The organism is Azotobacter salinestris (genome assembly GCF_009363155.1).
GTDB classification, from domain to species: domain Bacteria; phylum Pseudomonadota; class Gammaproteobacteria; order Pseudomonadales; family Pseudomonadaceae; genus Azotobacter; species Azotobacter salinestris.
Window position 1 is genome coordinate 2,359,213 of sequence record NZ_CP045302.1, and the last position, 24,023, is coordinate 2,383,235.

Consider the following 24,023-nt stretch of genomic DNA (forward strand, 5'->3'; position numbering starts at 1 on the left):
GGGCTCCCGAATCGAGGGCCGGCGCTATGCATGAAAGATGTTCTCCAGCGCCCGGCGCATCACCGCTGCGTCGACATCGATGCCCGTCCAGTATTTGATGCCGATGACGCCCTGATTGACCAGCATGCCCAGCCCGTCGAGCACGCGGCAGCCGCGCGCCTCGGCGCTGCGGATCAGGTGGGTTCGCGGTGGGTTGTGGATGCCGTCCGCAACCACCATGCCGGGATGCAGCGAATCCAGATCGAGATCGAGACGCTGGTCGACGTTCGGATACAGGCCGATGGAGGTGGCGTTGATCAGCATGTCGGTATCGCGCGGCACGTCCACGGTGCCGTTCCACTGGCGCAGCTCGGCGCAGGTGCCGGTCTTCTCGTTCAGCAGATCGACCAGCGTCTGGCCGGTGTCGCGACTGCGGTTGACCACGGTGATGTAGCTGGCGCCGGCCAGGGCGAGTTCCACGCTCACCGCACGCGCCGCGCCGCCCGCGCCGAAGATCACCACGGACTTGCCACGCGGGTCGACGACCTCGCGCATGGCCTGGACAAACCCCTTGCCGTCCGTGTTTTCGCCGATGAAGGCATCGCCGCGCCGGACGATGGTGTTGACCGCGCCGATGATTTCGGCCGACGGGCCGAGCCCGTCGAGATGCTCGATGACCGCGACCTTGTGGGGAATCGAGCAGTTGAAGCCGGCCCAGCCCATGGCCTTCGCGCCCCGCACGGCATCGCCGAGAAACTGCGGCGCCACCTCGCAGTTGATGTAGCGCCAGTCGAGTCCGTGATGGCGATAGGCGGCCTCGACCATCGCCACCGTCGGATTCTCGGCGGCCGGCATCGCGAACGATCCGGTCAGCGTGCTCAGGAAGTTTGGCTCCATGGTGTACTCCCACAACGGTCTGTCGATTGATGGATTGATTCGACCGCGACCGATTAATTCACGATGAATGAATTATTAATCCGAAGCAAGCCCGGCGACGAACGACGCACGAGTGCCGCTCCTCCACGGAAGAATCGGCAGACAGGAAAAGGGAGGTTGACCAGGATAGCCGGGATAGCCGCGCCTCAGCTGGCGCCAGCCGAGGCGAAGGCCTGCAGGTCGAGCAGGAAGCGGGCCGACAGCGGCAGGCTCGCCGCGCCGAGCGAGCGGGCATGGGCGCCGATGGTGCCCGCCTCGATCAGCGGCAGGCGGATGCCGCTGGCCGGGATTTCCGCCAGATGGACCCGCACCCTCTCTACCAGCAGGGTCCGGATGCGGACGGGCATCCAGCCATCGACGAGGCAGGCCTCGAAGTCGTAGACCGCTGCCGCCGCCGCGGACGCGGCGGCGATCGCGCGCGCCGCCTCGTCGGCCCAGGCCTCGACCAGGGCCTGCGGGAAATGCCATTCCGAGGGTGTGTCCCACAGGCGGTCGGCCGCCTCGTCCGCGGCGCCCAGCGTCCGCTCCAGCACCGACAGCGAGGCGATGTCGAGCAGCACGGCCTGTCCGCCCCGCCCGTCTGGCACCGGCATGGAGCCGATCGCCCCGGCATTGCCGGTTCGCCCGGGCACCAGACTGCCGTTCAGGACGATCCCGCCACCGATGAAATACCCGACATAGAAATACAGGAAGTCCCGCGGCGTGTGCCCGTGCCCGAAGAGCAGCTCCGCGCCGCAGGCGGCCGTGGCGTCGTTCTGCACGTAGACCGGAAAGCCGGTCGCCGCGCCGATCTCGGCCCCGATATTGCGCTCGCGCCAGTCGATCAGCGCTTCCTCCGGAACGCCCAGGGTGCGCCACCAGTCCCAGATCTGGAACGGCATGGCGATCCCCAGTCCGGCGATCCGGGCGCGCTCTTCGGCGCCGATCTGGCTGAGAATGTCGGCGACCGCGGAGTTCGCGAAACGCACCACCGCGTCGGGCGTCGGGTAGTGATGGCGTTCGGTCACCCGGGAGCGGATGCCGCCGAGGAAGTCCACCAGCACCAGGTCGAGGCTGCGATGGCCGACCTTCAGGCCGAGGCTGAACGCCCCCTCCCGCGCCAGCCCGAGCGGCACCGACGGCTGGCCGATCCGGCCGCGCAGCGGCTGGCCGCGACAGATCAGCCCGTCGTCCTCCAGCGCGCGCATGATCACGGAAACCGTCTGCGCCGAGAGCCCGGTCACCCGGGTGAGTTCGGCCTTGGTCATCTCGCCACGGCTGCGCAACAGCGACAGCACGAGACGTTCGTTGTGCGCCCGCACGCCGCGCAGATTCGAGCCGCGCAGGCCGCCCATGCCGTCATGCTCCACCCCTTCGGGTACGATCGTCATGCCGTTCAATCTGTGCGCGTCCTCCAGCCTCGGGGCAAGCGCCGAATCGGCCCCGCGGCCTCCCGGCCGCGCGGCCGGCTGCGCGAAAAAGCAGCAATGCCGCGGTAGTTCAAGACATCCCCTCCCAATTCCCATGGTGCATTTCGGGGTCGCGCCTGCGACCTGCCCGACCTCGCCGAAAACGCCCCCGCTACAGGCCGTTTTCCTGGCGAAAGGGGCGTATTTCACCAGATCGGGAAGGCTTTTTCAGGAAATCTTCAGAAACCCGGCGAATGGCCTGCCGAGCCACGACTATCGGCAAATATGAAAAAATCATTGACATGAATCGTTTCAGCAAGCATTTTTCCCGGCAATCCGACAGCCATTCAGTGGACTTTTCTTGTCCAGGGAAGGGGCGGACAACGGCACTTCGACAAAATAATTCACAAGAATTGAACTTCTGGAGACGCAGATATGCCGACACGTCGAGAATTCGTACACCGGGACAAGCTCCTGCCCTTCATCCTGCTGGTCTGCTGCTTCGCCGCCTGGGGCGTGGTCGCCAACATGACCGACCCGCTCGTGCAGGTCTTCAGCACGGTCTTCAGCATGAGTTCCCTGCAGGCCTCGCTGGTCCAGTTCGCCTACTACGGGGCGTATTTCCTGCTGGCCATCCCGGCGGCGCTCATCAACCAGCACTACTCCTACAAGACCGGCGTGCTGGTCGGCCTGGGCTTGGCCATCAGCGGGGCGCTGCTCTTCTATCCCGCCAGCCTGGCGATGACTTACGGCCTGTTCCTGCTGGCGCTGTTCACCCTGGCCGGCGGGCTGGCGATCCTGGAAACCTCGGCGAACCCCTTCGTCATCTCCATGGGGCCTGAAGGCAACGCGACCCGCCGCCTGAACCTCGCGCAGTCCTTCAACCCGGTCGGGACCAACATCGGCGTCCTGCTGGCGGCCACCCTGATCCTACCGAACCTGAACTCCGCCACGGCCGTCGAGCGGGCCACGATGAGCCAGGCGGACCTGCTCACCATCCGCTCGACCGAACTGCAGGCGGTCATGCTGCCCTACGTCGGCTTCGCCTTCGTCCTGCTGGCGATCTGGATCGGCATCGCTCTGACCCGCATGCCGGCCCAGGAGAAAGCGAAGGCGAAGGAAGCGCAGCCGGGCAACGGCGGGTTCGCCGCCATTTGCGGGCGACTGTTCCACAACGCGCATTACCGCTGGGGGGTCGTGGCGCTGTTCTTCTACATCGCGGCCCAGACCTGCACCTGGACCTTCACCATCCAGTACGCGCAGCAGGCCACCGGCGCCGACCACGCCTCGGCCGGGATGTATCTGCAATACAGCATGATCGTCTTCCTCGTCGCGCGCTTCGTGGCGACCTGGGCGATGGGTTATGTCCGTCCCTCCCTGCTGCTGGTGCTGCTTGGCTTCGCGGCCGCGGGCCTTTGCCTCTATGCCGTCCTCAACCCCGGCGCCTCCGGTGTCTGGGCGCTCGTGGCGGTCTCCGCCTGCCTCTCGCTGATGTTCCCGACCATCTACGGCATTGCGCTGATGGGACTCAGCGAGGAGGAGACGAAGTTCGGCTCGGCGGGGCTGGTCATGACGCTCCTGGGCGGCGCATTGATGCCGATGGTCCAGGGCGCGGCGATCGACGCCTACGGCGCGGCAGCTTCCTTTGCGGTGCCGGGATTCTGCTTCCTGCCGGTGGCGGCATACGGCCTGTTCCACCTGAGCACCTCGAAGGCCGGCCTGTTCGACTTCCGCTCCACCGCACGCAAGGTGGCCGAACTCGCGTGACGACGCGGTCACTTCCCGACCGCGGCAGACCGATCGGCAAGAAAGGCGCACCCATGGTGCGCCTTTCCGCATCCGGCCAGTGCAGTCCGAGCAAGAGACGGCGCAGCGCCACAACCGCCGCGAAGCGGTGTCAGACCGGCGTCGGCGCCCCCTCTGTCGATGCATGCCTGCCGGTTGACAATGACAGCTCCTCCCGCTGACCGGAATAGCCTCCCCCCTGCCAGGCCGTGACGCCCGTCAAGACTTCGGCAGCCGCGCCTTCGGGCGCGCGGCGCCAGTGCCTAGACTGGAGCGCTCCGCCCGCCGCCGGACCGCCGCGGCGATCGCCCCCTGCCGAGCAAGGATGCCTCGATGACCCGCCGGATCGCGCTTTCCGTTCTTTGTCTGTTCGCCCTCCCCGCGCTCGCCGCGCCCTGCCCCGACTGGCCGGAGTCGCGCGCCGGCGCCGAGCTGGCGGCGCTCGCCGAGCGCCTGCGCCTGTGGGACGACGCGTACCACCACGAGGGCCGCAGTCCCGTGGCGGACGAGCTCTACGACCAGGCCCGCGCCCGCCTGGCCAGCTGGAACCGCTGCTTTCCGCAGCAGGCCGTCGCCGCACCCGAACCGCTCGCCGCCAGCGGTGGGACGCTCCCCCACCCGCTGCCGCACACCGGTCTCGCCAAGCTCGACGAGGGCGCCGTGCAGAACTGGATGGCCAGCCGCGAGGGACTCTGGATCCAGCCCAAGGTGGACGGCGTGGCGGTCAGCCTGGAATACGTCGGCGGACGCCTGCGCCGGGCCATCAGCCGGGGTGACGGGCAGCGCGGGCAGGACTGGACGGTCCACGCCCGCCGCCTGCCGGCGGTGCCGCAGGAAATCGCGGACCGGCGCCATCTGATCCTGCAGGGCGAGTTCTACTGGCGGCTGTCCGGCCACGTGCAGGCCGAGGCCGGCAGCCGGGGTGCACGGGCCAGGGTCGCCGGCCTGCTGGCACGCGACACGCTGGATGAGGCGACGGCCGCCGGGATCGGCCTGTTCGTCTGGGACTGGCCGAACGGTCCGGATGAAATGACGGAGCGGCTGGACGGCCTGGAGCGCCTCGGCTTCGCCGACACGCGCCGCTACAGCCACGCCGTGGCCGACTTCGCCGCGGCGCGCCAGTGGCGCGAGCGCTGGTACCGCGAGCCGCTGCCCTTCGCCAGCGACGGCGTGGTGCTGCGCCAGGGCCGGCGTCCGCCGGGCGAGCGCTGGCGGGCCGAGCCGCCGCACTGGGCGGTGGCCTGGAAATACCCCCTCGCCCAGGCCTTGGCCGAGGTACGGGCGGTACGCTTTCGCATCGGCCGCAGCGGGCGCATCACCCCGGTCGTCGAGGTGCAGCCGGTGCGCCTGGACGACCGGCAGATCCGCCGGGTCGCCCTCGGCTCGCTGCGCCGCTGGCAGGCGCTCGACATCCGTCCCGGCGACCAGGTGGCGATCCGCCTGGCCGGATTGAGCATTCCGCAGGTGGAAAGCGTGGTCTGGCGCGCCGCCGAACGCCCGGCGCAGCCTTCGCCCGATCCGGCCGCCTATCACGCGCTGAGCTGCTGGCGGCCGGTGGCAGGCTGCGAGGAGCAGTTCCTCGCCCGCCTCGACTGGCTGGGCGGCCGGCACGGCCTGGCCTTGGGCGGGATCGGCCGCGGCACTTGGGAAGCCCTGCTGGAAAGCGGCCGGCTCGAGGATCTGCTCGGCTGGCTGGCGCTGGACGAGGCAGAGCTGGCCGAGCTGCCCGGCTTCGGCGAGCGCAGCGCCAGCCTGCTCGCCGAGCGTTTCCGCACGGCCCGGCAGCGCCCCTTCCCGGTGTGGCTGCGGGCCCTCGGCCTGCCGCCGGCCGGCGAGGCGGCGCTGCCGCTCTCGTGGGACGAGTTGGCCGGACGCAGCCAGGAGCAGTGGCAGCGCGAGCCGGGCATCGGCCCCGGCCGCGCCCGCCGGCTGCAGGCCTTCTTCCGGCATCCGGAGGTGCAGGCGCTGCGGCAGCGATTGCAGGCGGCAGGCGTCGAGGGCTTCTAAAGCATGCGCTGGAAAGCGCTGCGACGCCGGGCCGAGCCGCAGGGTGGATAACGGCGCAGCCTTATCCACCAGACACGGTTTCCCCCACGCACCCCTCAGTAGGCGCGGAACTCCCGGTGGCAGGCCTCGCAGGCATCTTCCACGCGCTGCACGTGCGGCGCCAGGGCCCTGGGTTCCAGCGGCCGGGCGGCGGTCGCCGCGACCAGCGCCGCGGTGCTCCGCTCCAGGTCCTCGGCCAGCTGGCGGAAGCGCTCCTGGCGCTGCCAGACCTCGTCGCGGGCGCTGCTGTCCTCTTCCCTGATCTGCGGGAAGTGCTGCCAGGGCTGGCGCGACAGCGCATCGAGGCGCGCCGCGCCGTCGGCGAAACGCTGCTCGTCGAAGCTCAGCCGGCCGCGCAGCATGCCGCCGAGGTCCTCGCTGGTCTTGAGCATCTGCTTGAAGATCGCCTGGCGCTTGCCGAGCGGCGAGTTGGGGTCGACACCGTTGCAGGCGACCAGGGCCAGGGCGATCACGCCCAGCAGAATCGGCTTGAAAGTCATGGCTCGTTCAGGGATGGCTGGCGAAGGGCGGCGATTATCCTCCGCCTCGCCGGCCATTGCACGACCTGCCGCCCCCTTGGGGTTTGCCGGCACAGGCGGCTATAATCGGACGGGTTTTCCACGGCCGACTCCGCTTCGGCCGTTCCCGCCACCCTTCCGAGGGGCGCTGCAGCAGGCCTGCCATCGGCCTGTCAGGCTCGGAAGGGGCGTTTTTCGAACGCATCAACGGCGCCCATTCGCACATTACGAATGGAGACTCTGCATGAGCGCTGTCATGACGCCTGCCGCTTTCACCGATTACAAGGTCGCCGACATTGCCCTGGCCGACTGGGGCCGCAAGGAAATCATCATCGCCGAATCCGAGATGCCGGCGCTGATGGGCCTGCGTCGCAAGTATGCCGCCGAGCAGCCGCTCAAGGGCGCGAAGATCCTCGGCTGCATCCACATGACCATCCAGACCGCAGTGCTGATCGAAACCCTGGTCGCGCTCGGGGCGGAAGTGCGCTGGTCGTCCTGCAACATCTTCTCGACCCAGGACCAGGCTGCCGCGGCCATCGCCGCCGCCGGCATCCCGGTGTTCGCCTGGAAGGGCGAGACCGAAGCCGAGTACGAGTGGTGCATCGAGCAGACCATCCTCAAGGACGGCAAGCCGTGGGACGCCAACATGGTGCTGGACGACGGCGGCGACCTGACTGCCATCCTGCACCAGAAGTACCCGCAGATGCTGGAGAAGGTCCACGGCATCACCGAGGAGACCACCACCGGCGTGCATCGCCTGTACGACATGCTCAAGGCCGGCACCCTGAAGGTCCCGGCGATCAACGTCAACGACTCGGTGACCAAGAGCAAGAACGACAACAAGTACGGCTGCCGCCACAGCCTGAACGACGCCATCAAGCGCGGCACCGACCATCTGCTGTCCGGCAAGCAGGCGCTGGTGATCGGCTACGGCGACGTGGGTAAGGGCTCGGCGCAGTCGCTGCGCCAGGAAGGCATGATCGTCAAGGTCTCGGAAGTCGACCCGATCTGCGCCATGCAGGCCTGCATGGACGGCTTCGAGCTGGTCTCCCCCTACCTGAACGGCGAGAACGACGGCAGCGAGGCCAGCATCGACAAGGCGCTGCTCGGCAGGATCGACCTGATCGTCACCACCACCGGCAACGTCAACGTCTGCGACGCCCACATGCTCAAGGCGCTGAAGAAGCGCGCCGTGGTCTGCAACATCGGCCACTTCGACAGCGAGATCGACACCGCCTTCATGCGTGCCAACTGGGCCTGGGAAGAGGTCAAGCCGCAGGTGCACAAGGTCCACCGCACCGGCCGCGACGGCTTCGATCCGCACAACGACGACTACCTGATCCTGCTCGCCGAGGGCCGCCTGGTGAACCTGGGCAACGCCACCGGCCACCCGAGCCGGATCATGGATGGCTCCTTCGCCAACCAGGTGCTGGCGCAGATCCACCTCTTCGGCGCCCGCTTCGCCGACCTGCCGGCGGCCGAGAAGGCCGGGCGCATCTCCGTCGAGGTGCTGCTGAAGAAGCTCGACGAGGAAGTGGCGCTGGAGATGGTCAAGGGCTTCGGGGGCGTGGTCACCCGCCTGACCGGCCAGCAGGCCGAGTACATCGGCGTGAACGTCGACGGTCCGTTCAAGCCGGACAGCTATCGCTACTGATTCCGTAGGCTGGAAAACGGCCAACGGCCTTTTCCACCTGCCATACCAAGGCGGTGGAAAAGCGCTCCGCGCGTTTTCCACGGGGTGGCCATCCACCCTACGCACAGATGCGACCCCACAGGGTGGACGACCGCAGTCGTCCACCATGACTGTGGCGGCGAACAGCTCCGGCTTTCCGCCCTACACCCGAACGGATCGACTCCATGACACAAGAACGTCGCTACAGCTTCGAATTCTTCCCGACCAAGACCGAGGCCGGGCACGAAAAACTGATGGCCGTGGCCCGCCAGTTGGCCGGCTGCAGCCCCGATTTCTTCTCCTGCACCTACGGCGCCGGCGGCTCGACCCGTGACCGCACCCTCGATACCGTGCGGCAGCTCGACGGCGAGGTGAAGGTGCCGACCGCGCCGCACCTGTCCTGCGTCGGCGACAGCAAGGCCGAACTGCGCAGCCTGCTGAACACCTACCAGGACGCCGGCATCCGCCGCATCGTCGCCCTGCGCGGCGACCTGCCCTCGGGCATGGGCATGGCCAGCGGCGAGCTGCGTCATGCCAGCGACCTGGTGGAGTTCATCCGCGCCGAAACCGGCGGGCACTTCCACATCGAGGTCGCCGCCTACCCGGAGATGCACCCCCAGGCGCGCAACTTCGAGGACGACCTCCGCCACTTCGCCGCCAAGATGAAGGCCGGAGCGAACAGTGCCATCACCCAGTACTTCTTCAACGCCGACAGCTACTTTTACTTCGTCGAGCGGGTACGCAAGCTGGGCGTGGAACAGCCGATCGTCCCGGGCATCATGCCGATCACCAACTACAGCAAGCTGGCACGCTTCTCCGATGCCTGCGGCGCGGAACTGCCGCGCTGGGTGCGCAAGCAACTGGAGGCCTACGGCGACGACCTGGAGAGTATCCAGGCCTTCGGCGAGCAGGTGGTGACCGAGATGTGCGAGAAACTCCTCGCCGGCGGCGCGCCGGGCCTGCACTTCTACACCCTGAACCAGGCCGAACCCAGCCTGGCGATCTGGAACAACCTCGGGCTGCCGCGCTGAAACGCATGCCCGGCACCGCGCGCCCCGACCGGGGCGCCGGAAGCCGTCTGCAACGCACTTCCCAAAAGCGCAGCTCTGTTATACTCCAAGCTTCCGCCAGGCTTGCGCCCGGCTGCTCGGCCGACGCAGGCCCAGCAAGACCGGTCGGGGTCACGCGCTCTCGCGTGATTCGCGCCCGGCACGTTCGTACCTTCGGGCCCCGCCCTAACCAGACAGGATTTCCCATGTCCTTTGCTTCCCTCGGGCTCTCCGAGGCATTGGTCCGCGCCATCGAGGCCGCCGGCTATGCCCAGCCCACTCCCGTGCAACAGCGGGCCATTCCCGCCGTGTTGCAGGGCCGCGATCTGATGGTTGCCGCCCAGACCGGTACCGGCAAGACCGGCGGCTTCGCCCTCCCCGTACTCGAACGACTGTTCCCCGGCGGCCACCCGGACAAGGAACACCGCCATGGTCCGCGCCAGGCCCGCGTGCTGGTGCTGACCCCGACCCGCGAACTGGCCGCCCAGGTGCACGACAGCTTCAAGCTCTACGCCCGTGACCTGAAACTGGTCAGCACCTGCATCTTCGGCGGGGTCGGCATGAACCCGCAGGTCCAGGCCCTGTCCCGCGGCGTCGACGTGCTGGTGGCCTGTCCCGGACGCCTGCTCGACCTGGCCGGCCAGGGCAGTGTCGACCTCTCCCACGTGGAGATCCTGGTGCTCGACGAAGCCGACCGCATGCTCGACATGGGCTTCATCCACGACGTCAAGAAGGTGCTCGCCAAGCTGCCGGCCAAGCGCCAGAACCTGCTGTTCTCGGCGACCTTCTCCCAGGACATCATCAACCTCACCAACAAGCTGCTGCACGATCCCGAGCGCATCGAGGTGACCCCGCCGAACACCACCGTGGAGCGCATCGAGCAGCGCGCCTTCCGCCTGCCGGCCAGCCACAAGCGCGCCCTGCTCGCCCACCTGGTCACCCAGGGCGCCTGGGAGCAGGTGCTGGTGTTCACCCGCACCAAGCACGGCGCCAACCGTCTCGCCGAGTATCTCGACAAGCACGGCCTGCCGGCCGCGGCGATCCACGGCAACAAGAGCCAGAACGCCCGCACCAAGGCCCTGGCCGACTTCAAGAGCGGCGCCATCCGCCTCCTGGTCGCCACCGACATCGCCGCCCGCGGCCTGGATATCGACCAGTTGCCCCATGTGGTCAACTTCGAGCTGCCCAATGTCGAGGAGGACTACGTCCACCGCATCGGGCGCACCGGCCGCGCCGGGCGCAGCGGCGAGGCGATCTCGCTGGTCGCGCCGGACGAGGAAAAACTGCTCAAGTCCATCGAGCGTATGACCCGCCAAAGCATCCCGGAAGGCGACTGGGCAGGCTTTGACCTCGGCGCCGTCGAGGCGGAGAAGCCCGAGCCCCACGAGCCGCGCCCGCCGCGCAACGCCAACGCCGGCCGCAAGGACAAGGGCAAGGACAAGGGCCAGGAAAAACCCCGGGGAAAAACCCCGGGGAAAAACCCAGGAGAAGGCCCGCGGCAAGGACCAGAACCAACAGGCCAAGGGCGCCGTCCGCAGCAAAAGGCCAAGGCGCAGCCCGCTCGCCAGCCGACGGTGCCCAATCTGCCGCCGGATCGCGATCCCGAGGAGTTTCTCGACGACGAGATCGACAACTTCGGCAACCGTGCCGACTACGTCAGCCCCTACCAGAACAAGTCGCAGCGCGGACGCCGTCCGGGCGCGAACGGCCAGCCGGCCGGCGCCAACCGCGGCCAGGCTCAGAACCAGGGTCCGCGCGCTCCGAAGCGCCAGGGCCAGGGCTCCGGCCACGGCCAGCCGCGCCGCGCTCCGGTACCGGCCTACCGCAGTGAGCAGCCCCGCGAGGAAGCACCGCGCAAGCCGGAGCGGCAGCCGCTGATCCTGCACAAGGAATCCAAGAACGATCGCTTCCCCACTGCGGAACAGCTCGACCAGCTCAGCCGCCGCCCGCGCGGCGAGAAGCCGGCACTGCTGACGCGCAACCGCGAGGAGTGAGACAGCACCGCTCTTCAGCCACGAAAAAGCCGGCTTCGCGCCGGCTTGCTTTTTTCTATAAACCGCGTCATTCGTGGACTTAAGCACAAGCACATCGGCCAGACCACACTTTGGCCCACACCTTGGCGAGAGTCTGAGCGCGAAGGGTGCTGCTGATCGTCGTCAGCCCGCCTCGTCGTGGTGGTCGGCAGGGGGAGCGATCAGTTCCGCCCTCCAGGTGATCACCCACGACGCGCAAGCGGCTGGGCGCGACCTGGCCGACTTCGTGCGGCTGGTCCTGCAATCCTTCGGGACTGGCGTCAAGCCGTATATCATCCGCTTTGCCAACGACCTGCGCGACGAGCTTGCCGCAGAATCGACCAACCGACCGAGGCAGAAATCGATGAGCGCGCAGCGATTCAAGGCGATGGCGGCGGCGCTGGCGGCGGTCGAGCGCCAGCAGGGCGGCAAGCCGAACGCGCGCTACTCGGTGCAGATCGGCGGCGAGCGCGTGACCAGCAAGGAGGGCATAGAGGCGGCCAAGGCTTCCGTTGCGAGCGGCAGCGCCGCCGGCATGACCCCCGAGCAGCTGCGCGCGGCGATCACCCGTGGCGATGTCGGGACGATGGTCGGTCGCCTGATCGACGCCGGTCGCGTGGTGATCCATGCCGATGCAAGCGGATTGCCGAGCAGCCTGGGTGCCCTTCCTGCCGGGGTGCAGGCGGCGACCACCACGGATGGCACCATTCACATGGTCGCCAGCAACCTGTCGTCGCGCGCCGCGCCTGCCGTGCTGCTCCATGAGGCCTTCCACAGCGGCGGGCAACGGCTGATTGGCTCCGACGCATGGAGCGACCTGATGCGCCGGCTTTCCGCCCTGTACCGGCAGGCAGAGCGTTCCACCGGCAAAGCGCACGAGATGTTCGACGCAGCCCGCTCGCGTGCTGCTGGCGCCGCTCCGCGCTTGCAGGTTGAGGAGTTCGGGGCCTATGCAGTCGAGGAGTACGCGGCACTGCCGGCAGCCTTCAGCCGCTGGATGGATGACATGCTGGGCGCCCTCAAGGCTTGGGTGCTTCGGCCGCCAGTTCGGCCGGGTGACGCCGGCCCAACTGCGCGCCCTGGCGAAGGATGCGTTGACCTCCGTGGCGTTGCAGGGGGATGGCCGTTCCGATGGACGGGAGGGCGGCTTGTACTCCCGGCGCGGCTGGGGTCAAGACTTCCCTGACGTGGTGCTGGCGCACCCGCTGAGCTTTCTGAACAACCACCCCGACTATTCCGCCGCGAAGGCCGGCGATGATGTCGCGGCGCTGCGCGTGGCGCGCGATGCCGTGATGCCGGAGTTCGTGGAACAGGTGCGGGCGCTGATCCCCGAGGGCATCCGGCCGCGCATCGTGCCGGTTCTGGCTCGCGAGCAGGTGGGGGATAACCGGATTCCTCTGGCTGCGGCGAAGGTGCTCGCCAAGCAGCTTGGGTTGTGCGTTGATACACGACCTATTCAGGTCGAAAAGGTTGGCCGCACCCAAGCGAACGCCTTGGAGCGCATCGCCAACCAGCCGACCTTCGCCGGCCAGGTCGAGCCAGGTGACTACCTGATCCTCGATGACACCCTGACTCAGGGCGGCACCTTGGCGCAGTTGAAAACTCACATCGAGGGCAGCGGCGGTCGGGTGCTTGGGGCCGTCGCCTTGACCGGCAAGAACTACTCTCGCAAACTGACTCTCGACTCCAGCACCTTGGCGGAAATCCGTGGCAAATACGGCGATATCGAATCCTGGTGGCGCGACACCTTCGGCTACGGCTTCGAAGGCCTCACCCAATCCGAAGCGCGAACCCTCCTCACGTTCGACAAGGGACGCCTATCGCCTGACGCAATCCGAGATCGAATCCTTGCGGCAAAGTTTCGAGGCCTCGGCCAAGTGGATGGACGAGCAACTGGCGATCGACCCGGAACTGAAGCATCTGTAGGCCCGGACGACACCCGCTACAGCGTCCGGCCGTCGAAGGCCTTTTCTGTACTGCCGGACGACACCGCGCTGGCGGATGCCACCAAGGCGCTGGACGAGACCCCGCAGTACAAGCCGGATTTCATCGGCCAGCTTCAGCAGGATATCGGCCGGATTGCCAAGTTCATCCTGCACCCTCGCCAGATCGCGGCCCTGCACCAGGAGTTCACGCCGGCCTACACGACCGCCATCGACCAGTTCGCCATGCGCGATTCGATCATCGACGAGTTGCAGTAGACCATGCGGCCTATGACGTGCTGCCGCAGGCCTCGAAGGCGCGCGTCGACGCGGTGCTGGAGCTGGGCCGCCTGCTGTCGATCAGCTACGACGAGAAGGCGCTCGCGGCGGGCGTGGTTAACCCTGGCACCAAGACCGTGGTGAGGTTCACCGAGGGTGGTAAGAGCTACCGGACCAAGGAGAAGTTCGAGGCGCTGCTCTCCGCGCCGGGCGAGGTGGTCAAGCTGGACGCGGCGGAAGCCGAGGCCTATCTCGGCCTGCGCCGGATGTTCGATGCGGCGCTGGACAAGTTCCGCGACCAGACCCTGTAGCCGGCTGCGCGCCAGGCATGACATATGCGCCCGTCTTGCAGATCGACGGCAGCACCTCGGCAACCACCCACTCCTCGAAGCGCTCGGCAGACAGAAGTTGCGACTTCATCACCAAGCGGTACAAGTCGCGCTCGGGGATGATTGTCTGATTCGGGTTTCCGCGTTTTCCATCGCGGATGGCGATAGTATTCGTAGCCTTGCAATGCTTGGCTATGGCGTCAGCGGTATTGGCATACCCCAGCACCTCAGCTACGTCCTTCGCCACAAATCACGGCTCGCCGCCGATGGTCACGACGCGAAGTTGCAGGCCGCTCGCTATCGTCGACGGCCAGGCTGGGGCTGGGAATCGCCGGGTAAGGTGCTGCCACAGTCGTGACTTGCCGAGCCTCGCGCGCGTACTGGTTGCGAAACTTGGGCAGGTGATCTGCAAGCAGCTTGCATGCGTAATTGCATGGATTTGACCACCTATTGCACCTGACTTGGCCATCTCTGTGAGCCGCATAACGGCAGAGATCGGCCGATTCTGTTGAAAAACTCGATTTCCTCGCTCGACCAAGCTGAAAGAAGAGAGTCGGCTTCTCATAAACCGCTGAATAAACAGAGACTTACTATCAGGGGATTGCTCAATCCTTCTCCCTGAAACTCCTTAAAAATCAGTTTTTGGGAGTTTTTCAACAGAATCGGCCAGAAGCGGACAGCACACCAGACCGAATGGATCGCAGTATGAGGGTGTGATGTTTCTAGTGAAGCCGGGCTTATGCAGGCTTCAGTCAGCGCAGCTTCATCAAAGTCATGTATTTGTATTGTTAAGTTAAATACAAAGGCAGTACATTTGCGTGACATCATTGACGAGGCTCTGCCATGTCACGCCTGAAGGACGAAACCCTTTCTATCCGGACCTCCGCCGAAATCAAGCAGCTTTTGCGCTTGGCGGCTGATCGTGAACGCCGCTCGGTCGCGTCGATGGTCGAGATTTTGGTGCTGGAGTACGCGCGCAATCATGACTTGAGTCTGGACCGCCCGGGCGGGGAGCCCCCTAAGGCGAATGCTTGACGTGGCTGTGATACGCCACAGGTAGCCGCCTATCCGCTACACCTACGCTTCCATGACGGCAGGACAGATTCATGACCATCACCGAACACCAGATCGAGCAGGGCCTGCTCGCCAAGCTCGGCGACCTCAAGTACAGCTATCGCCCCGAGATCCGCGACCGAGCTGCGCTCGAAGCCAACTTTCGTGAAAAGTTCCAGCAGCTCAACCGCGTCAATCTCACTGATGAGGAGTTTTCGCGCCTGCTGGAAGAGATCGTTACCCCTGACGTGTTTACTGCCGCGCAAACGCTGCGTATGCGCAATAGCTTTATTCGCGAAGATGGCACACCGCTGAACTACACCCTCGTCAACATCGAAGACTGGTGCAAGAACAGTTTCGAGGTTGTAAATCAGCTGCGGATCAACACCGACAACAGCCACCATCGCTTTGACGTCGTCCTGCTCATCAACGGTGTGCCGGTCGTGCAGATTGAGCTAAAGACGCTGGGCATCAACCCGCGCCGCGCTATCGAGCAGATCGTCGAGTACAAGAACGACCCTGGTAACGGCTTCACCCGCACGCTGTTGTGCTTCATGCAGGTATTTATCGTCAGCAACCGAGATTCCACTTACTACTTCGCCAACAACAACGCCCGGCATTTCAGCTTCAACGCCGATGAGCGCTTCCTGCCCATTTACCAATTTGCTGTGCTGGATAACACCAAGATCACCGGGTTGGATGACTTTGCCGATGCCTTTCTGCCCAAGTGCACACTCGGCCAGATGATCAGCCGTTACATGGTGCTGGTTGCCAGCGAGCAGAAATTGCTCATGATGCGGCCCTACCAGATCTATGCCGTCAAAAACATCGTTAAATGCATCGAAGAAAACAGCGGCAACGGCTACATCTGGCACACCACCGGCAGCGGCAAGACGCTCACCAGCTTCAAGGCCTCCACCCTGCTCAAGGCCAATCTGAACATTGAAAAGTGCCTCTTCGTGGTCGACCGCAAAGACCTTGACCGCCAGACCCGCGAGGAATTCAACCGTTTCCAAGAAGGCTGCGTCGAGAGCAACACCAACACTGGCGAGCTCGTCCGCCGCATGCTGTCGGACGACGCAGCCGACAAGGTCATCGTCTGCACCATTCAGAAGCTTGGCCTGGCGCTGGACGAGGGCAGCAAACGTAACAAAAGCCGCGAAAAGCGTGGGCTTGCCACCTATGCCGAGCAGCTCGAAGCGCTGCGCGAAAAACGCATCGTCTTCATCTTCGACGAATGCCATCGTTCGCAATTCGGCGAGAACCATCAGGCTATCAAGGAGTTCTTCCCCAAGGCCCAGCTTTTCGGCTTCACCGGCACGCCTATCTTCGAGGCCAATGCCAGCGTCAAGCAGATCAGCGGTGAAACCCAGACACTCAAGACCACGCAGGACCTCTTCCAGCAGTCCCTGCACGAATACACCATCACCCACGCGATTGAAGACCGTAACGTCCTGCGCTTTCACGTCGACTACTACAAGCCCGACGGAAAGAATCCGCCCAAGCCTGGTGAAGCCCTGGCCAAGCGTGCCATCGTCGATGCCATCCTCGCCAAGCACGATGCTGCTACGGGTGGGCGCAAGTTCAACGCGATTCTGGCCACGGCCTCCATCAATGACGCCATTGCCTATCACGCGCTATTTGAAGAGGCCCAAGCCGAGAAGCTGCAGGCAAACCCCAGCTTCGTGCCGCTCAATATCGCCGCCGTGTTCTCACCGCCGGGCGATGTGAGTGCTGATGTGCGGCAGTTGCAGGAAGACCTGCCCACCGAGTTGGAAGACAACAAGCAGGAACCGGACGCCAAGAAGGCAGCGCTGCAAGCCATTATCGCCAGCTACAACGCCCGCTTCGATACGAACCACCGCATCGAGGAATTCGACCTCTACTATCAGGACGTGCAGCAGCGCATCAAGGATCAGCAATGGCCGGATGCTGACCTGCGCAAAGCCAACCCTAAGGCCCCGCAACACAAGATCGATATCACGATAGTCGTCGATATGCTGCTCACCGGCTTTGACAGCAAGTACCTCAACACGCTCTACGTCGATAAAAACCTCAAGCACCACGGCCTCATTCAGGCCTTTAGTCGCACCAACCGCGTGTTGAATGACACCAAGCCTTTTGGCCACATCCTCGACTTCCGTGGACAACAAGAGGCGGTGGATGCTGCCATCGCGCTTTTCTCCGGCGCGAAGGCCGATGAGGCGCGCAAGATCTGGCTGGTGGACAAAGCCCCTGCTGTTATCGAAAAGCTGCAAGAAGCCGCACTCGGTCTGCAAAGCTTTATGCAGGCATACGGGCTTTCAGGCAAACCCGAAGAGATCGCCACCCTCAAGGGCGACGAAGCCCGCATCGGCTTTGTCGAAGTCTTCAAGCAAGTGCAGAAGCTGCAAACCCAGCTCGACCAGTACACCGACCTCACCCCCGAGCAGGAAGCCGCTATCCAGGCCACTCTGCCCCCGGACGAACTTAACGCCTTTCGTGGCCAGTACCTGGAGACGGCCAGACGCCTGCGGGACGAGCGGGCCAAGCCCGGTGATGACAAGCGCGAGCAGCTGGAGCAGCTCGATTTCGAGTTCGTGCTCTTCGCTTCCGCCACCATCGATTACGACTACATCATGAAGCTGATCGCCGACTTCTCCACTAAGAAGCCTGGCAAAGCCACCATGAGCCGCGAACAACTGGTCAGTCTGATCGCGAGCGACGCCAAGTTTATCGACGAGCGCGAGGACATTACCGAATACGTGATGAGCCTCAAGGCCGGCGAGGGCCTGGACGAGCGCGCCATCCGCGCCGGCTATCAGCAATTCAAGGCGGTGAAAGCCACCCGCGAACTGACCGAGCTCGCTGCCAAACACGGTTTGCCAACTGCGGCACTGCAAAGCTTTGTGGGCGAGGTACTGGAGCGCCGCATCTTCGACGGCGAACAGCTCACCGAATTGCTCGCCCCGCTGGAGCTGGGCTGGAAGGCCCGCACGCAGAAGGAACTGGCCTTGATGAGCGAGCTGGTGCCGATGCTGAAAAAGCGCGCAGGAGGCAGGGATATCTCGGGCCTTCAGGCGTACGAGGATTGATCGATGGAGAAAGAAGATAAGGCAGCATTAGTGCCGAAGTTGCGGTTTCCGGAATTTCGGAATGCAGAGCCATGGAACCGATTGCCCCTTAGCGAGCTGCTTCGCGAACGTAAGCAACGAAATAGGGACTTGAGGTTTGGACCTAGGGAAGTGCTATCTGTATCTGGTGATCATGGGTGTGTAAATCAAATCGAGCTTTTGGGGCGATCTTATGCAGGCGCCAGCGTCAAGGAATACCATGTTGTCGAAACAGGAGACCTTGTTTACACCAAGAGCCCGCTTAAAAGAAATCCCTATGGAATCATTAAAGAAAACAAAGGTAAGCCGGGCATTGTCTCTACACTCTATGCTGTTTACCACGTTACCAAAAAGGGACATCCGGCCTATTTAGATTATTTCTTCTCCAGTGACTACAACCTGAATAGTTATTTGCAGCCTATTGTAAGGAAGGGCGCGAAGAACGACATGAAGGTGAACAATGCAGCGGTGCTGACTGGGGAAATATGGGCTCCCCAAATAGAAGAGCAGCGAAAGATCGCTGACTGCCTGAGCTCGCTGGGCCAGCTGGTTTCCGCTCAGAGGCAGAAAGTCGAGGCTTTGAAGACCTACAAGCGCGGCCTGATGCAGCAGCTTTTCCCCTGCGAAGGCGAATCCCGCCCCCAGTTCCGCTTTCCTGAGTTCCGTACTCAGCCAGAATGGGACGCGCTGCGAATTGCTGAGCTTAAGCCCTTTGTCACGAGTGGTTCGCGCGGCTGGGCTGCTTACTACGCGAATCACGGTTCGCTGTTCGTGCGAATCACGAACCTTTCGAGAGATTCGATTTCACTGGACCTGACTGACTCTAAATTCGTGAACTTGCCATCTGGGGCGAGCGAAGGAGTTCGCACGCAACTCAGAACCCATGACATCTTGATATCTATCACTGCCGATATTGGGATAGTCGGATACGTCGATGATAATGTTCCATCTCCTGCTTACATTAATCAGCACATCGCTCTAGTGCGATTCGAAAATACCAACGTGTGTAGCAAGTTTGTGGCCTATTTCTTGGCTTCGGACGCTGCTCAGCGCAGTTTTCGTTCCTCTACTGATAATGGTACGAAGGCCGGAATGAATCTAATCGGCGTTCAAAGCATGCCACTGTTGCTCCCAACGCTTCCAGAGCAGCAACGAATCGCTTCCTTTTTGTCCAGCCTCGATAGTCAAATATCTGCCGAAGCCCAAAAGCTTCTCGTGCTGAAAGCCCACAGCAAGGGGCTCATGCAGTGTCTATTCCCCTCACCGGAGGAGGTTTAGCGCATGACCGTTGCGACTTTTCCAAGCCTTCACGACCTCGCACAGCAACTCCGCAGGGAGATGGAGCAAAAGAAGTTTGTGCTGCTCTACGCATATAACGGCACCGGCAAAACGCGGCTATCAGTAGCATTCAAGGACTTGGGCAAAAGGCCAGTTCAGCTGGAGCCTCTGCTAACGGAAGCGGGCGAGCCTATCGAGGCAGAAGATGGAACCACGATAGGGGTGGAAGGCATTCAAGGCGACACGCTCTACTTCAACGCCTTCACTGAAGACCTGTTCCACTGGGACAACGATCTGCAGAACGACCGCGAGCGGGTGCTGAAGATCAACCGGGACTCGCTCTTTTTCGCTGGATTGGGCGAGCTGGAGATGGACAACCGCATCCGTCCGCTGCTGAATCGCTACGCCGACTTCGATTTCCGCATCGACACCGCCGAGTGGGAGGTGAGCTTCTCACGCGAAGTGGAAGTTGAAGGGGTGAGGACGGTCGCGGAAGACATCAAGGTTTCGCGCGGCGAAGAGAATATCTTCATCTGGTGCTTCTTCCTTGCCATCGTGCAGCTCGTGCTCGACGGGGCTGAGGCCTACAAGTGGGTGAAGTACGTCTACATTGATGATCCGATTTCATCGCTGGACGACAATAATGCCGTGACTGTCGCGCACCATCTGGCGCAGATGCTCACGGCTTCGTCCGAGCGGGTGAAAACGGTGATTTCCACCCATCATGTGTTGTTCTTCAACGTCTTGTGCAACGAGCTGAAGAAGTCGCGCAAGTACTTCCTAAGCCGGGATGCGCGATCAGGTAGTTACCTGATTTCCGAGACCGATAGCACTCCGTTTCTATATCACTTGGCGTCGCTGGTTGAGCTGCATGAGGCGGCACGTTCCGGCGCGCTGTACACGCATCACTTCAACATAATGCGCCGTGTGATGGAGCAAACCGCCTGCTTCTTTGGCTATGCCAAGTGGGAGGAGTGCATCAAGCCCGAGGCAGACGATCCGAATAAAACGCTCTACAAGCGCGTGATCGATTTAATGAGCCATGGTGACTATTCGCTTTATGAGCCAAGAGAAATGCTGCCGGAGAACAAGGAACACTTTGGCAGGGCGCTGAGGCAGTTCATCAGCACGCACCCTTTCAGCCCCACACTCTTTGGTGGAGCACCATGAGCGAACTGATCCTCTACACCCCCGAAGACGAGCGCGATCAAATCAAACTGCGGGCCAAGGATCACACGGTTTGGCTCTCGCAGCGCGAAATAGCTGAGCCACGTCAGGCCGACGCGCAAGACGATGCCGAACTCAAGGCACTGGAAAACACACTCATGAAACGACCCAAACCATGACCGAACAAGACCAGAAGCAGCTAGGCAAAACCCTCTGGGCGATTGCCGACCAATTGCGCGGATCGATGAACGCTGACGATTTCCGCGATTACATGCTGTCCTTCCTCTTTCTGCGCTACCTCTCGGACAACTACGAGCAGGCTGCAAAGCGGGAGCTGGGGCCGGATTATCCGGACGTGACGCCAGACGTAATGGAACAGACCGAAGCCACGACACCGCTTCAAATCTGGTACGAAGAGAACGCCAGCGATGTGGCGGCGTTCGAGAAGCAAATGCGTCGCAAGGTGCACTATGTGATCGAGCCAGACTACCTGTGGGGCAATATCGTTTACCTGGCCAAAACGCAGAGCAGCTTGCTGCTCGACACCCTGCAAAGGGGGTTCAAGTACATCGAGAACGAGTCCTTCCAGAGCAACTTCCAGGGCTTGTTTTCAGAGATCAACCTTGCGTCTGACAAGCTGGGTCGTCAGTACTCGGAACGCAACAATAAGCTGTGCTCGATCATCTCGGAGCTGGCGCGTGGCATGTCGCTGTTCTCCACCGATACCGACACGTTGGGCGATGCCTATGAGTATCTGATCGGCCAGTTTGCGGCGGGCTCGGGCAAGAAAGCGGGTGAGTTCTACACGCCGCAGCAGGCTTCAAAAATTCTGTCGGCCATCGTAACGCTCGACGGCCAGGCGCCTGAGACAGGTCCGCGCAAGAAGCTGGAGAGTGTGTTCGATTTTGCCTGTGGCTCGGGCTCGTTGCTGTTGAACATCCGGCACCGCATGAAGGACGCGGGCGGTAGCATCGGCAAGATCTACGGGCAGGAATACAACGTCACCACCTATAACCTGGCGCGCATGAACATGCTGCTGCACGGGGTTAAGGACACCGAGTTCGAGATCTACCACGGCGACACACTGACCAACGCCTGGGACTTCCTGCGCGAGACCAATCCGGCGAAGAAACCGCAGTTTGATGCGGTGGTGGCCAATCCGCCATTCAGCTATCGCTGGGACCCGAGCGACGCCATCAGCGAAGACATGCGCTTCAAAAACCATGGTGTGGCGCCCAAGAGCGCGGCGGACTTCGCCTTCCTGCTGCACGGGCTGCACTACCTGAAGGATGACGGCGTGATGGCCATCATCCTGCCGCACGGTGTGCTGTTTCGGGGCGGAGCGGAAGAGCGTATTCGCCGCAAGCTACTGCAGGATGGACACATCGATACCGTGATCGGACTGCCGGCCAATCTGTTTTATTCAACGGGTATCCCGGTCTGCATCCTGGTGTTGAAAAAGTGCAAGAGATCGGATGATGTGCTGTTTATCAACGCGGCCGAGCACTTCGAGAAGGGTCGGAACCAGAACCAGCTGGCAGACCGGCATATCGACAAAATTATCGAGATCTACAAGCAACGCCCTGATGAAGTGCCGCGTTATGCGCGACGGGTAAGCATGCAAAAAATCGAGGAGAACGACTTCAACCTGAATATCTCGCGTTACGTCAGCACGGCAGTTGCCGATGAAGAGATTGACCTGACGGCCGTGCATGCCGAGCTTGTGGCACTGGATCAGAAGATCAAGACCGCCACCGATAAACACAATGAGTTCCTCAAGGAACTTGGGCTGCCACCGTTGCCCTACGGCTCCGAGGTATCACGATAAGTACCGCGATTTGGTTCTTGCGCTCTGTGATTGCGCCAAGGCCGACGAGCAGCGCGCGAGCCTTACGGATGGCTCCATCCGAGTAAAGGCCGAGCAGTCCGCGACGAAGATCCTCGACGGTATGGAATTGATTTGGCCATTGTCTCTGCCATTATTTGAATTACCCGCTCCCACGTCGTCGCGGGTACGCGAAGCGGCGGCGTGCGTAGGCCTGTCGGTAGCTCTCCCTGCCGCTCGTCCATCGGGCCTTTTCTCATAACCCGTTACCACCCAGGCGTTGCTTCCTTCCCGCTTGGTCATCCAGACGATCATGTCGTCGTGTTCCACGCCCCACGGGTAGTCTTGCCGACTGCTATCCGGTTGAACTCTTCCCCCTTGGCGATCGCTTCCACCACCCCATCGAGCAACCGCAAAGCGCCTTCAGCGCTCTTGCTATCCTTGCGCTGGCGGGCCTCGATAATATGGGAAAGCCCCCTTGCACCGGCGGTTTTGCCTGATAGCTTGGCTGCCTCTATGCCCTTCTTGTTGGTCACGCGCTCGCCGCCGATCTGCACCGAGTAGCGCGCGTTCGGCTTGCCGCCCTGCTGGCGCTCGACCGCCGCCAGCGCCTCCTTTGTCTATTTCGGTCTATTTCAGATGCTGGGCCTCGCACGCGCGCGTATTGCTCTCAAAACTCGGGCAGGTGCTCTGCAAGCAGCTTGCTGGCCAAGCTCGCGCGCGACGACTGGTCTCGAAATCATCAAAGCCAGCCGCCTTTCAGGACTCCGAAAATCAGCAGCGACTTATGCAGCCCCAAGGCGCTGCCGGTCTGCCAGGTCGCGCGCCAGCTTCTCCTCGATGGCCAGGCGCACGAACTCCGACCTGTTGCCCTTGGCCGGATGCTTGCTCCCGTAGGGGGGGCCGATCAGCCGATCAATGGCTTCCACCGTGTCCAGTTCGACGGAAACGATAAGGCGCGTCTTGGGCTGGTCGAAAAATAACCTGTTCTTGCTCATTGCTTGTTCCTCGCACTCAAGGGCTTCAGATCATGGCGGCCAGCGGGGAGTGACATCAACTCGGGTTGCCCCGGCCGCCTCGGGTTCGCACGGCTGGCGGTCAGCTCCAGGGCGTGGCGTCGTAGATGGCGCGCAGCTCGGCACCAAAGGCGCAGTGGCGACCATTGGGCGCGTAGCAGGCGCGGCAGCTCATCAGGTGGGCATGGTATTGGTCGCGCGCCTCTCGCCATGCTGGCGACGCCGTAGCGGCTGTGCGGATGACGTGCTGCGGCTCGTCGACCTGCTGCTCGACGATGGCGGCTTGCTGCTCCGCCGGCGCTGGTCGGTCGGTCCGGGTCGGGCGGATGCTGGCCGTCTTGGCGGTCTGTGCGTCAACAGCTGTCGGTGCGCTGGCGATCTCCACCAGGGAGATCGGCTGATGATCGGCGGCAGACTCCTCCAACTGATCGAACAACTTCGCCAGCAGGCTCATGCGCACCTCCTCGCATCAGCCCAAGCACCATATACACACGTTTGAAAAATCGTGGCAACAACGGCAACGGCGGCAACGCCTAGTGCCACGCGGCCTCCAGGGTGGCAATCCGTTGCCACTGACTTTTCGGGTGGCAACAGACAGAACGTAACGACATAAGAAAGTGATAGCTTATATTCACAAGGTGATGTGTGTTGCCACCTGTTGCCACTTCTTTTTTCTA

General features: G+C 63.1%; 21 protein-coding genes and 1 riboswitch. Of the genes, 14 read left to right on the top strand and 7 right to left on the bottom strand.

Annotated features, from left to right (window positions below):
- Positions 1–24 precede the first annotated feature (24 nt).
- Positions 25–876 carry a shikimate dehydrogenase gene (gene aroE / locus GCU53_RS10990; protein ID WP_152387650.1) on the bottom strand — a complete coding sequence of 284 codons (852 nt, stop codon included), beginning with the start codon at positions 874–876 and terminating at the stop codon, positions 25–27.
- Positions 877–1,061: 185 nt separating this feature from the next.
- Complete coding sequence (locus tag GCU53_RS10995) at positions 1,062–2,285, bottom strand: ROK family transcriptional regulator (RefSeq protein WP_152387651.1); 1,224 nt, start codon at positions 2,283–2,285, stop codon at positions 1,062–1,064.
- A gap of 453 nt (positions 2,286–2,738) precedes the next feature.
- On the opposite strand from GCU53_RS10995, the gene fucP reads away from it, so the two are divergent.
- Both fucP and ligB read left to right on the top strand, forming a co-directional pair.
- On the top strand, positions 2,739–4,070 hold the full coding sequence (fucP, locus tag GCU53_RS11000; protein ID WP_152387652.1) for an L-fucose:H+ symporter permease: 1,332 nt from the start codon (positions 2,739–2,741) through the stop codon (positions 4,068–4,070).
- 351 nt (positions 4,071–4,421) lie between these two features.
- Entirely contained in the window at positions 4,422–6,095 is a 1,674-nt protein-coding gene (ligB, locus tag GCU53_RS11005) for an NAD-dependent DNA ligase LigB (protein WP_152387653.1), read from the top strand.
- A gap of 95 nt (positions 6,096–6,190) precedes the next feature.
- Here the strand turns inward: ligB and GCU53_RS11010 are convergent, their stop codons facing one another.
- Positions 6,191–6,634: a c-type cytochrome gene (locus GCU53_RS11010; RefSeq protein ID WP_208845478.1), complete on the bottom strand. Its 444-nt coding sequence runs from the start codon at positions 6,632–6,634 to the stop codon at positions 6,191–6,193.
- A 152-nt stretch (positions 6,635–6,786) separates the two neighbouring features.
- Positions 6,787–6,875: riboswitch (S-adenosyl-L-homocysteine riboswitch) on the top strand.
- A gap of 21 nt (positions 6,876–6,896) precedes the next feature.
- Here GCU53_RS11010 and ahcY point away from each other — a divergent pair.
- The 6 genes from ahcY (at position 6,897) to GCU53_RS11040 (ending at position 13,897) form a co-directional block, all read left to right on the top strand.
- Positions 6,897–8,306: an adenosylhomocysteinase gene (gene ahcY / locus GCU53_RS11015; RefSeq protein ID WP_152387655.1), complete on the top strand. Its 1,410-nt coding sequence runs from the start codon at positions 6,897–6,899 to the stop codon at positions 8,304–8,306.
- Between the two features lie 203 nt (positions 8,307–8,509).
- Positions 8,510–9,355 carry a methylenetetrahydrofolate reductase [NAD(P)H] gene (gene metF, locus GCU53_RS11020; RefSeq protein WP_152387656.1) on the top strand — a complete coding sequence of 282 codons (846 nt, stop codon included), beginning with the start codon at positions 8,510–8,512 and terminating at the stop codon, positions 9,353–9,355.
- A 224-nt stretch (positions 9,356–9,579) separates the two neighbouring features.
- Entirely contained in the window at positions 9,580–11,367 is a 1,788-nt protein-coding gene (rhlE2, locus tag GCU53_RS11025; RefSeq protein ID WP_152387657.1) for an RNA helicase RhlE2, read from the top strand.
- Positions 11,368–11,584: 217 nt separating this feature from the next.
- The gene (locus tag GCU53_RS11030; RefSeq protein WP_152387658.1) at positions 11,585–12,571 is read left to right on the top strand and encodes a hypothetical protein; all 987 of its coding nucleotides are present in this window, start codon (positions 11,585–11,587) and stop codon (positions 12,569–12,571) included.
- Positions 12,534–13,586, top strand: a complete 1,053-nt coding sequence (locus tag GCU53_RS11035) for a phosphoribosyltransferase (RefSeq protein WP_152387659.1) — start codon at positions 12,534–12,536, stop codon at positions 13,584–13,586. The genes GCU53_RS11030 and GCU53_RS11035 overlap by 38 nt, the downstream gene beginning before the upstream one ends.
- 17 nt (positions 13,587–13,603) lie before the next feature.
- A complete protein-coding gene (locus GCU53_RS11040) occupies positions 13,604–13,897 on the top strand; it encodes a hypothetical protein (RefSeq protein WP_152387660.1) in 294 nt (97 codons plus the stop codon).
- Here the strand turns inward: GCU53_RS11040 and GCU53_RS26075 are convergent.
- Entirely contained in the window at positions 13,806–14,162 is a 357-nt protein-coding gene (locus GCU53_RS26075) for a BRO-N domain-containing protein (protein WP_280115876.1), read from the bottom strand. The two genes, GCU53_RS11040 and GCU53_RS26075, sit on opposite strands and share 92 nt — an antisense overlap.
- 596 nt (positions 14,163–14,758) lie before the next feature.
- Here GCU53_RS26075 and GCU53_RS11050 point away from each other — a divergent pair.
- From GCU53_RS11050 to GCU53_RS11075, 6 genes are all read left to right on the top strand, one after another.
- Positions 14,759–14,950: a hypothetical protein gene (locus tag GCU53_RS11050; RefSeq protein WP_061291112.1), complete on the top strand. Its 192-nt coding sequence runs from the start codon at positions 14,759–14,761 to the stop codon at positions 14,948–14,950.
- 71 nt (positions 14,951–15,021) lie between these two features.
- A complete protein-coding gene (locus GCU53_RS11055) occupies positions 15,022–18,042 on the top strand; it encodes a type I restriction endonuclease subunit R (protein ID WP_152387661.1) in 3,021 nt (1,006 codons plus the stop codon).
- A 3-nt stretch (positions 18,043–18,045) separates the two neighbouring features.
- Positions 18,046–19,338 (top strand): restriction endonuclease subunit S, encoded by a 1,293-nt coding sequence (locus tag GCU53_RS11060; protein ID WP_152387662.1) that lies wholly within the window; start codon positions 18,046–18,048, stop codon positions 19,336–19,338.
- A 3-nt stretch (positions 19,339–19,341) separates the two neighbouring features.
- Positions 19,342–20,508 (top strand): AAA family ATPase, encoded by a 1,167-nt coding sequence (locus GCU53_RS11065; RefSeq protein ID WP_152387663.1) that lies wholly within the window; start codon positions 19,342–19,344, stop codon positions 20,506–20,508.
- Positions 20,505–20,684 carry a virulence RhuM family protein gene (locus GCU53_RS25730; protein ID WP_208845479.1) on the top strand — a complete coding sequence of 60 codons (180 nt, stop codon included), beginning with the start codon at positions 20,505–20,507 and terminating at the stop codon, positions 20,682–20,684. Before GCU53_RS11065 ends, GCU53_RS25730 begins: the two co-directional genes overlap by 4 nt.
- The gene (locus GCU53_RS11075) at positions 20,681–22,333 is read left to right on the top strand and encodes a type I restriction-modification system subunit M (protein ID WP_152387664.1); all 1,653 of its coding nucleotides are present in this window, start codon (positions 20,681–20,683) and stop codon (positions 22,331–22,333) included. Before GCU53_RS25730 ends, GCU53_RS11075 begins: the two co-directional genes overlap by 4 nt.
- A 308-nt stretch (positions 22,334–22,641) precedes the next feature.
- Here GCU53_RS11075 and GCU53_RS11080 read toward each other — a convergent pair whose 3' ends face one another.
- The 3 genes from GCU53_RS11080 to GCU53_RS26080 form a co-directional block, all read right to left on the bottom strand.
- Positions 22,642–22,866, bottom strand: coding sequence for a hypothetical protein (locus GCU53_RS11080; protein ID WP_152387665.1), 225 nt, complete (start codon positions 22,864–22,866; stop codon positions 22,642–22,644).
- 249 nt (positions 22,867–23,115) lie between these two features.
- Complete coding sequence (locus tag GCU53_RS11085; protein WP_152387666.1) at positions 23,116–23,328, bottom strand: hypothetical protein; 213 nt, start codon at positions 23,326–23,328, stop codon at positions 23,116–23,118.
- A gap of 100 nt (positions 23,329–23,428) precedes the next feature.
- Complete coding sequence (locus GCU53_RS26080; protein WP_244307123.1) at positions 23,429–23,800, bottom strand: hypothetical protein; 372 nt, start codon at positions 23,798–23,800, stop codon at positions 23,429–23,431.
- Positions 23,801–24,023 lie beyond the last annotated feature (223 nt).

What these genes read in the sequence shown, in the direction of transcription:
- aroE (WP_152387650.1), bottom strand. Translation starts at nt 876, where the DNA reads ATGGAGCCAAACTTCCTGAGCACGCTGACCGGATCGTTCGCGATGCCG.
- GCU53_RS10995 (WP_152387651.1), bottom strand. Translation starts at nt 2,285, where the DNA reads ATGACGATCGTACCCGAAGGGGTGGAGCATGACGGCATGGGCGGCCTG.
- fucP (WP_152387652.1), top strand. Translation starts at nt 2,739, where the DNA reads ATGCCGACACGTCGAGAATTCGTACACCGGGACAAGCTCCTGCCCTTC.
- ligB (WP_152387653.1), top strand. Translation starts at nt 4,422, where the DNA reads ATGACCCGCCGGATCGCGCTTTCCGTTCTTTGTCTGTTCGCCCTCCCC.
- GCU53_RS11010 (WP_208845478.1), bottom strand. Translation starts at nt 6,634, where the DNA reads ATGACTTTCAAGCCGATTCTGCTGGGCGTGATCGCCCTGGCCCTGGTC.
- ahcY (WP_152387655.1), top strand. Translation starts at nt 6,897, where the DNA reads ATGAGCGCTGTCATGACGCCTGCCGCTTTCACCGATTACAAGGTCGCC.
- metF (WP_152387656.1), top strand. Translation starts at nt 8,510, where the DNA reads ATGACACAAGAACGTCGCTACAGCTTCGAATTCTTCCCGACCAAGACC.
- rhlE2 (WP_152387657.1), top strand. Translation starts at nt 9,580, where the DNA reads ATGTCCTTTGCTTCCCTCGGGCTCTCCGAGGCATTGGTCCGCGCCATC.
- GCU53_RS11050 (WP_061291112.1), top strand. Translation starts at nt 14,759, where the DNA reads ATGTCACGCCTGAAGGACGAAACCCTTTCTATCCGGACCTCCGCCGAA.
- GCU53_RS11055 (WP_152387661.1), top strand. Translation starts at nt 15,022, where the DNA reads ATGACCATCACCGAACACCAGATCGAGCAGGGCCTGCTCGCCAAGCTC.
- GCU53_RS11060 (WP_152387662.1), top strand. Translation starts at nt 18,046, where the DNA reads ATGGAGAAAGAAGATAAGGCAGCATTAGTGCCGAAGTTGCGGTTTCCG.
- GCU53_RS11065 (WP_152387663.1), top strand. Translation starts at nt 19,342, where the DNA reads ATGACCGTTGCGACTTTTCCAAGCCTTCACGACCTCGCACAGCAACTC.
- GCU53_RS25730 (WP_208845479.1), top strand. Translation starts at nt 20,505, where the DNA reads ATGAGCGAACTGATCCTCTACACCCCCGAAGACGAGCGCGATCAAATC.
- GCU53_RS11075 (WP_152387664.1), top strand. Translation starts at nt 20,681, where the DNA reads ATGACCGAACAAGACCAGAAGCAGCTAGGCAAAACCCTCTGGGCGATT.
- GCU53_RS11085 (WP_152387666.1), bottom strand. Translation starts at nt 23,328, where the DNA reads ATGAGCAAGAACAGGTTATTTTTCGACCAGCCCAAGACGCGCCTTATC.
- GCU53_RS26080 (WP_244307123.1), bottom strand. Translation starts at nt 23,800, where the DNA reads ATGAGCCTGCTGGCGAAGTTGTTCGATCAGTTGGAGGAGTCTGCCGCC.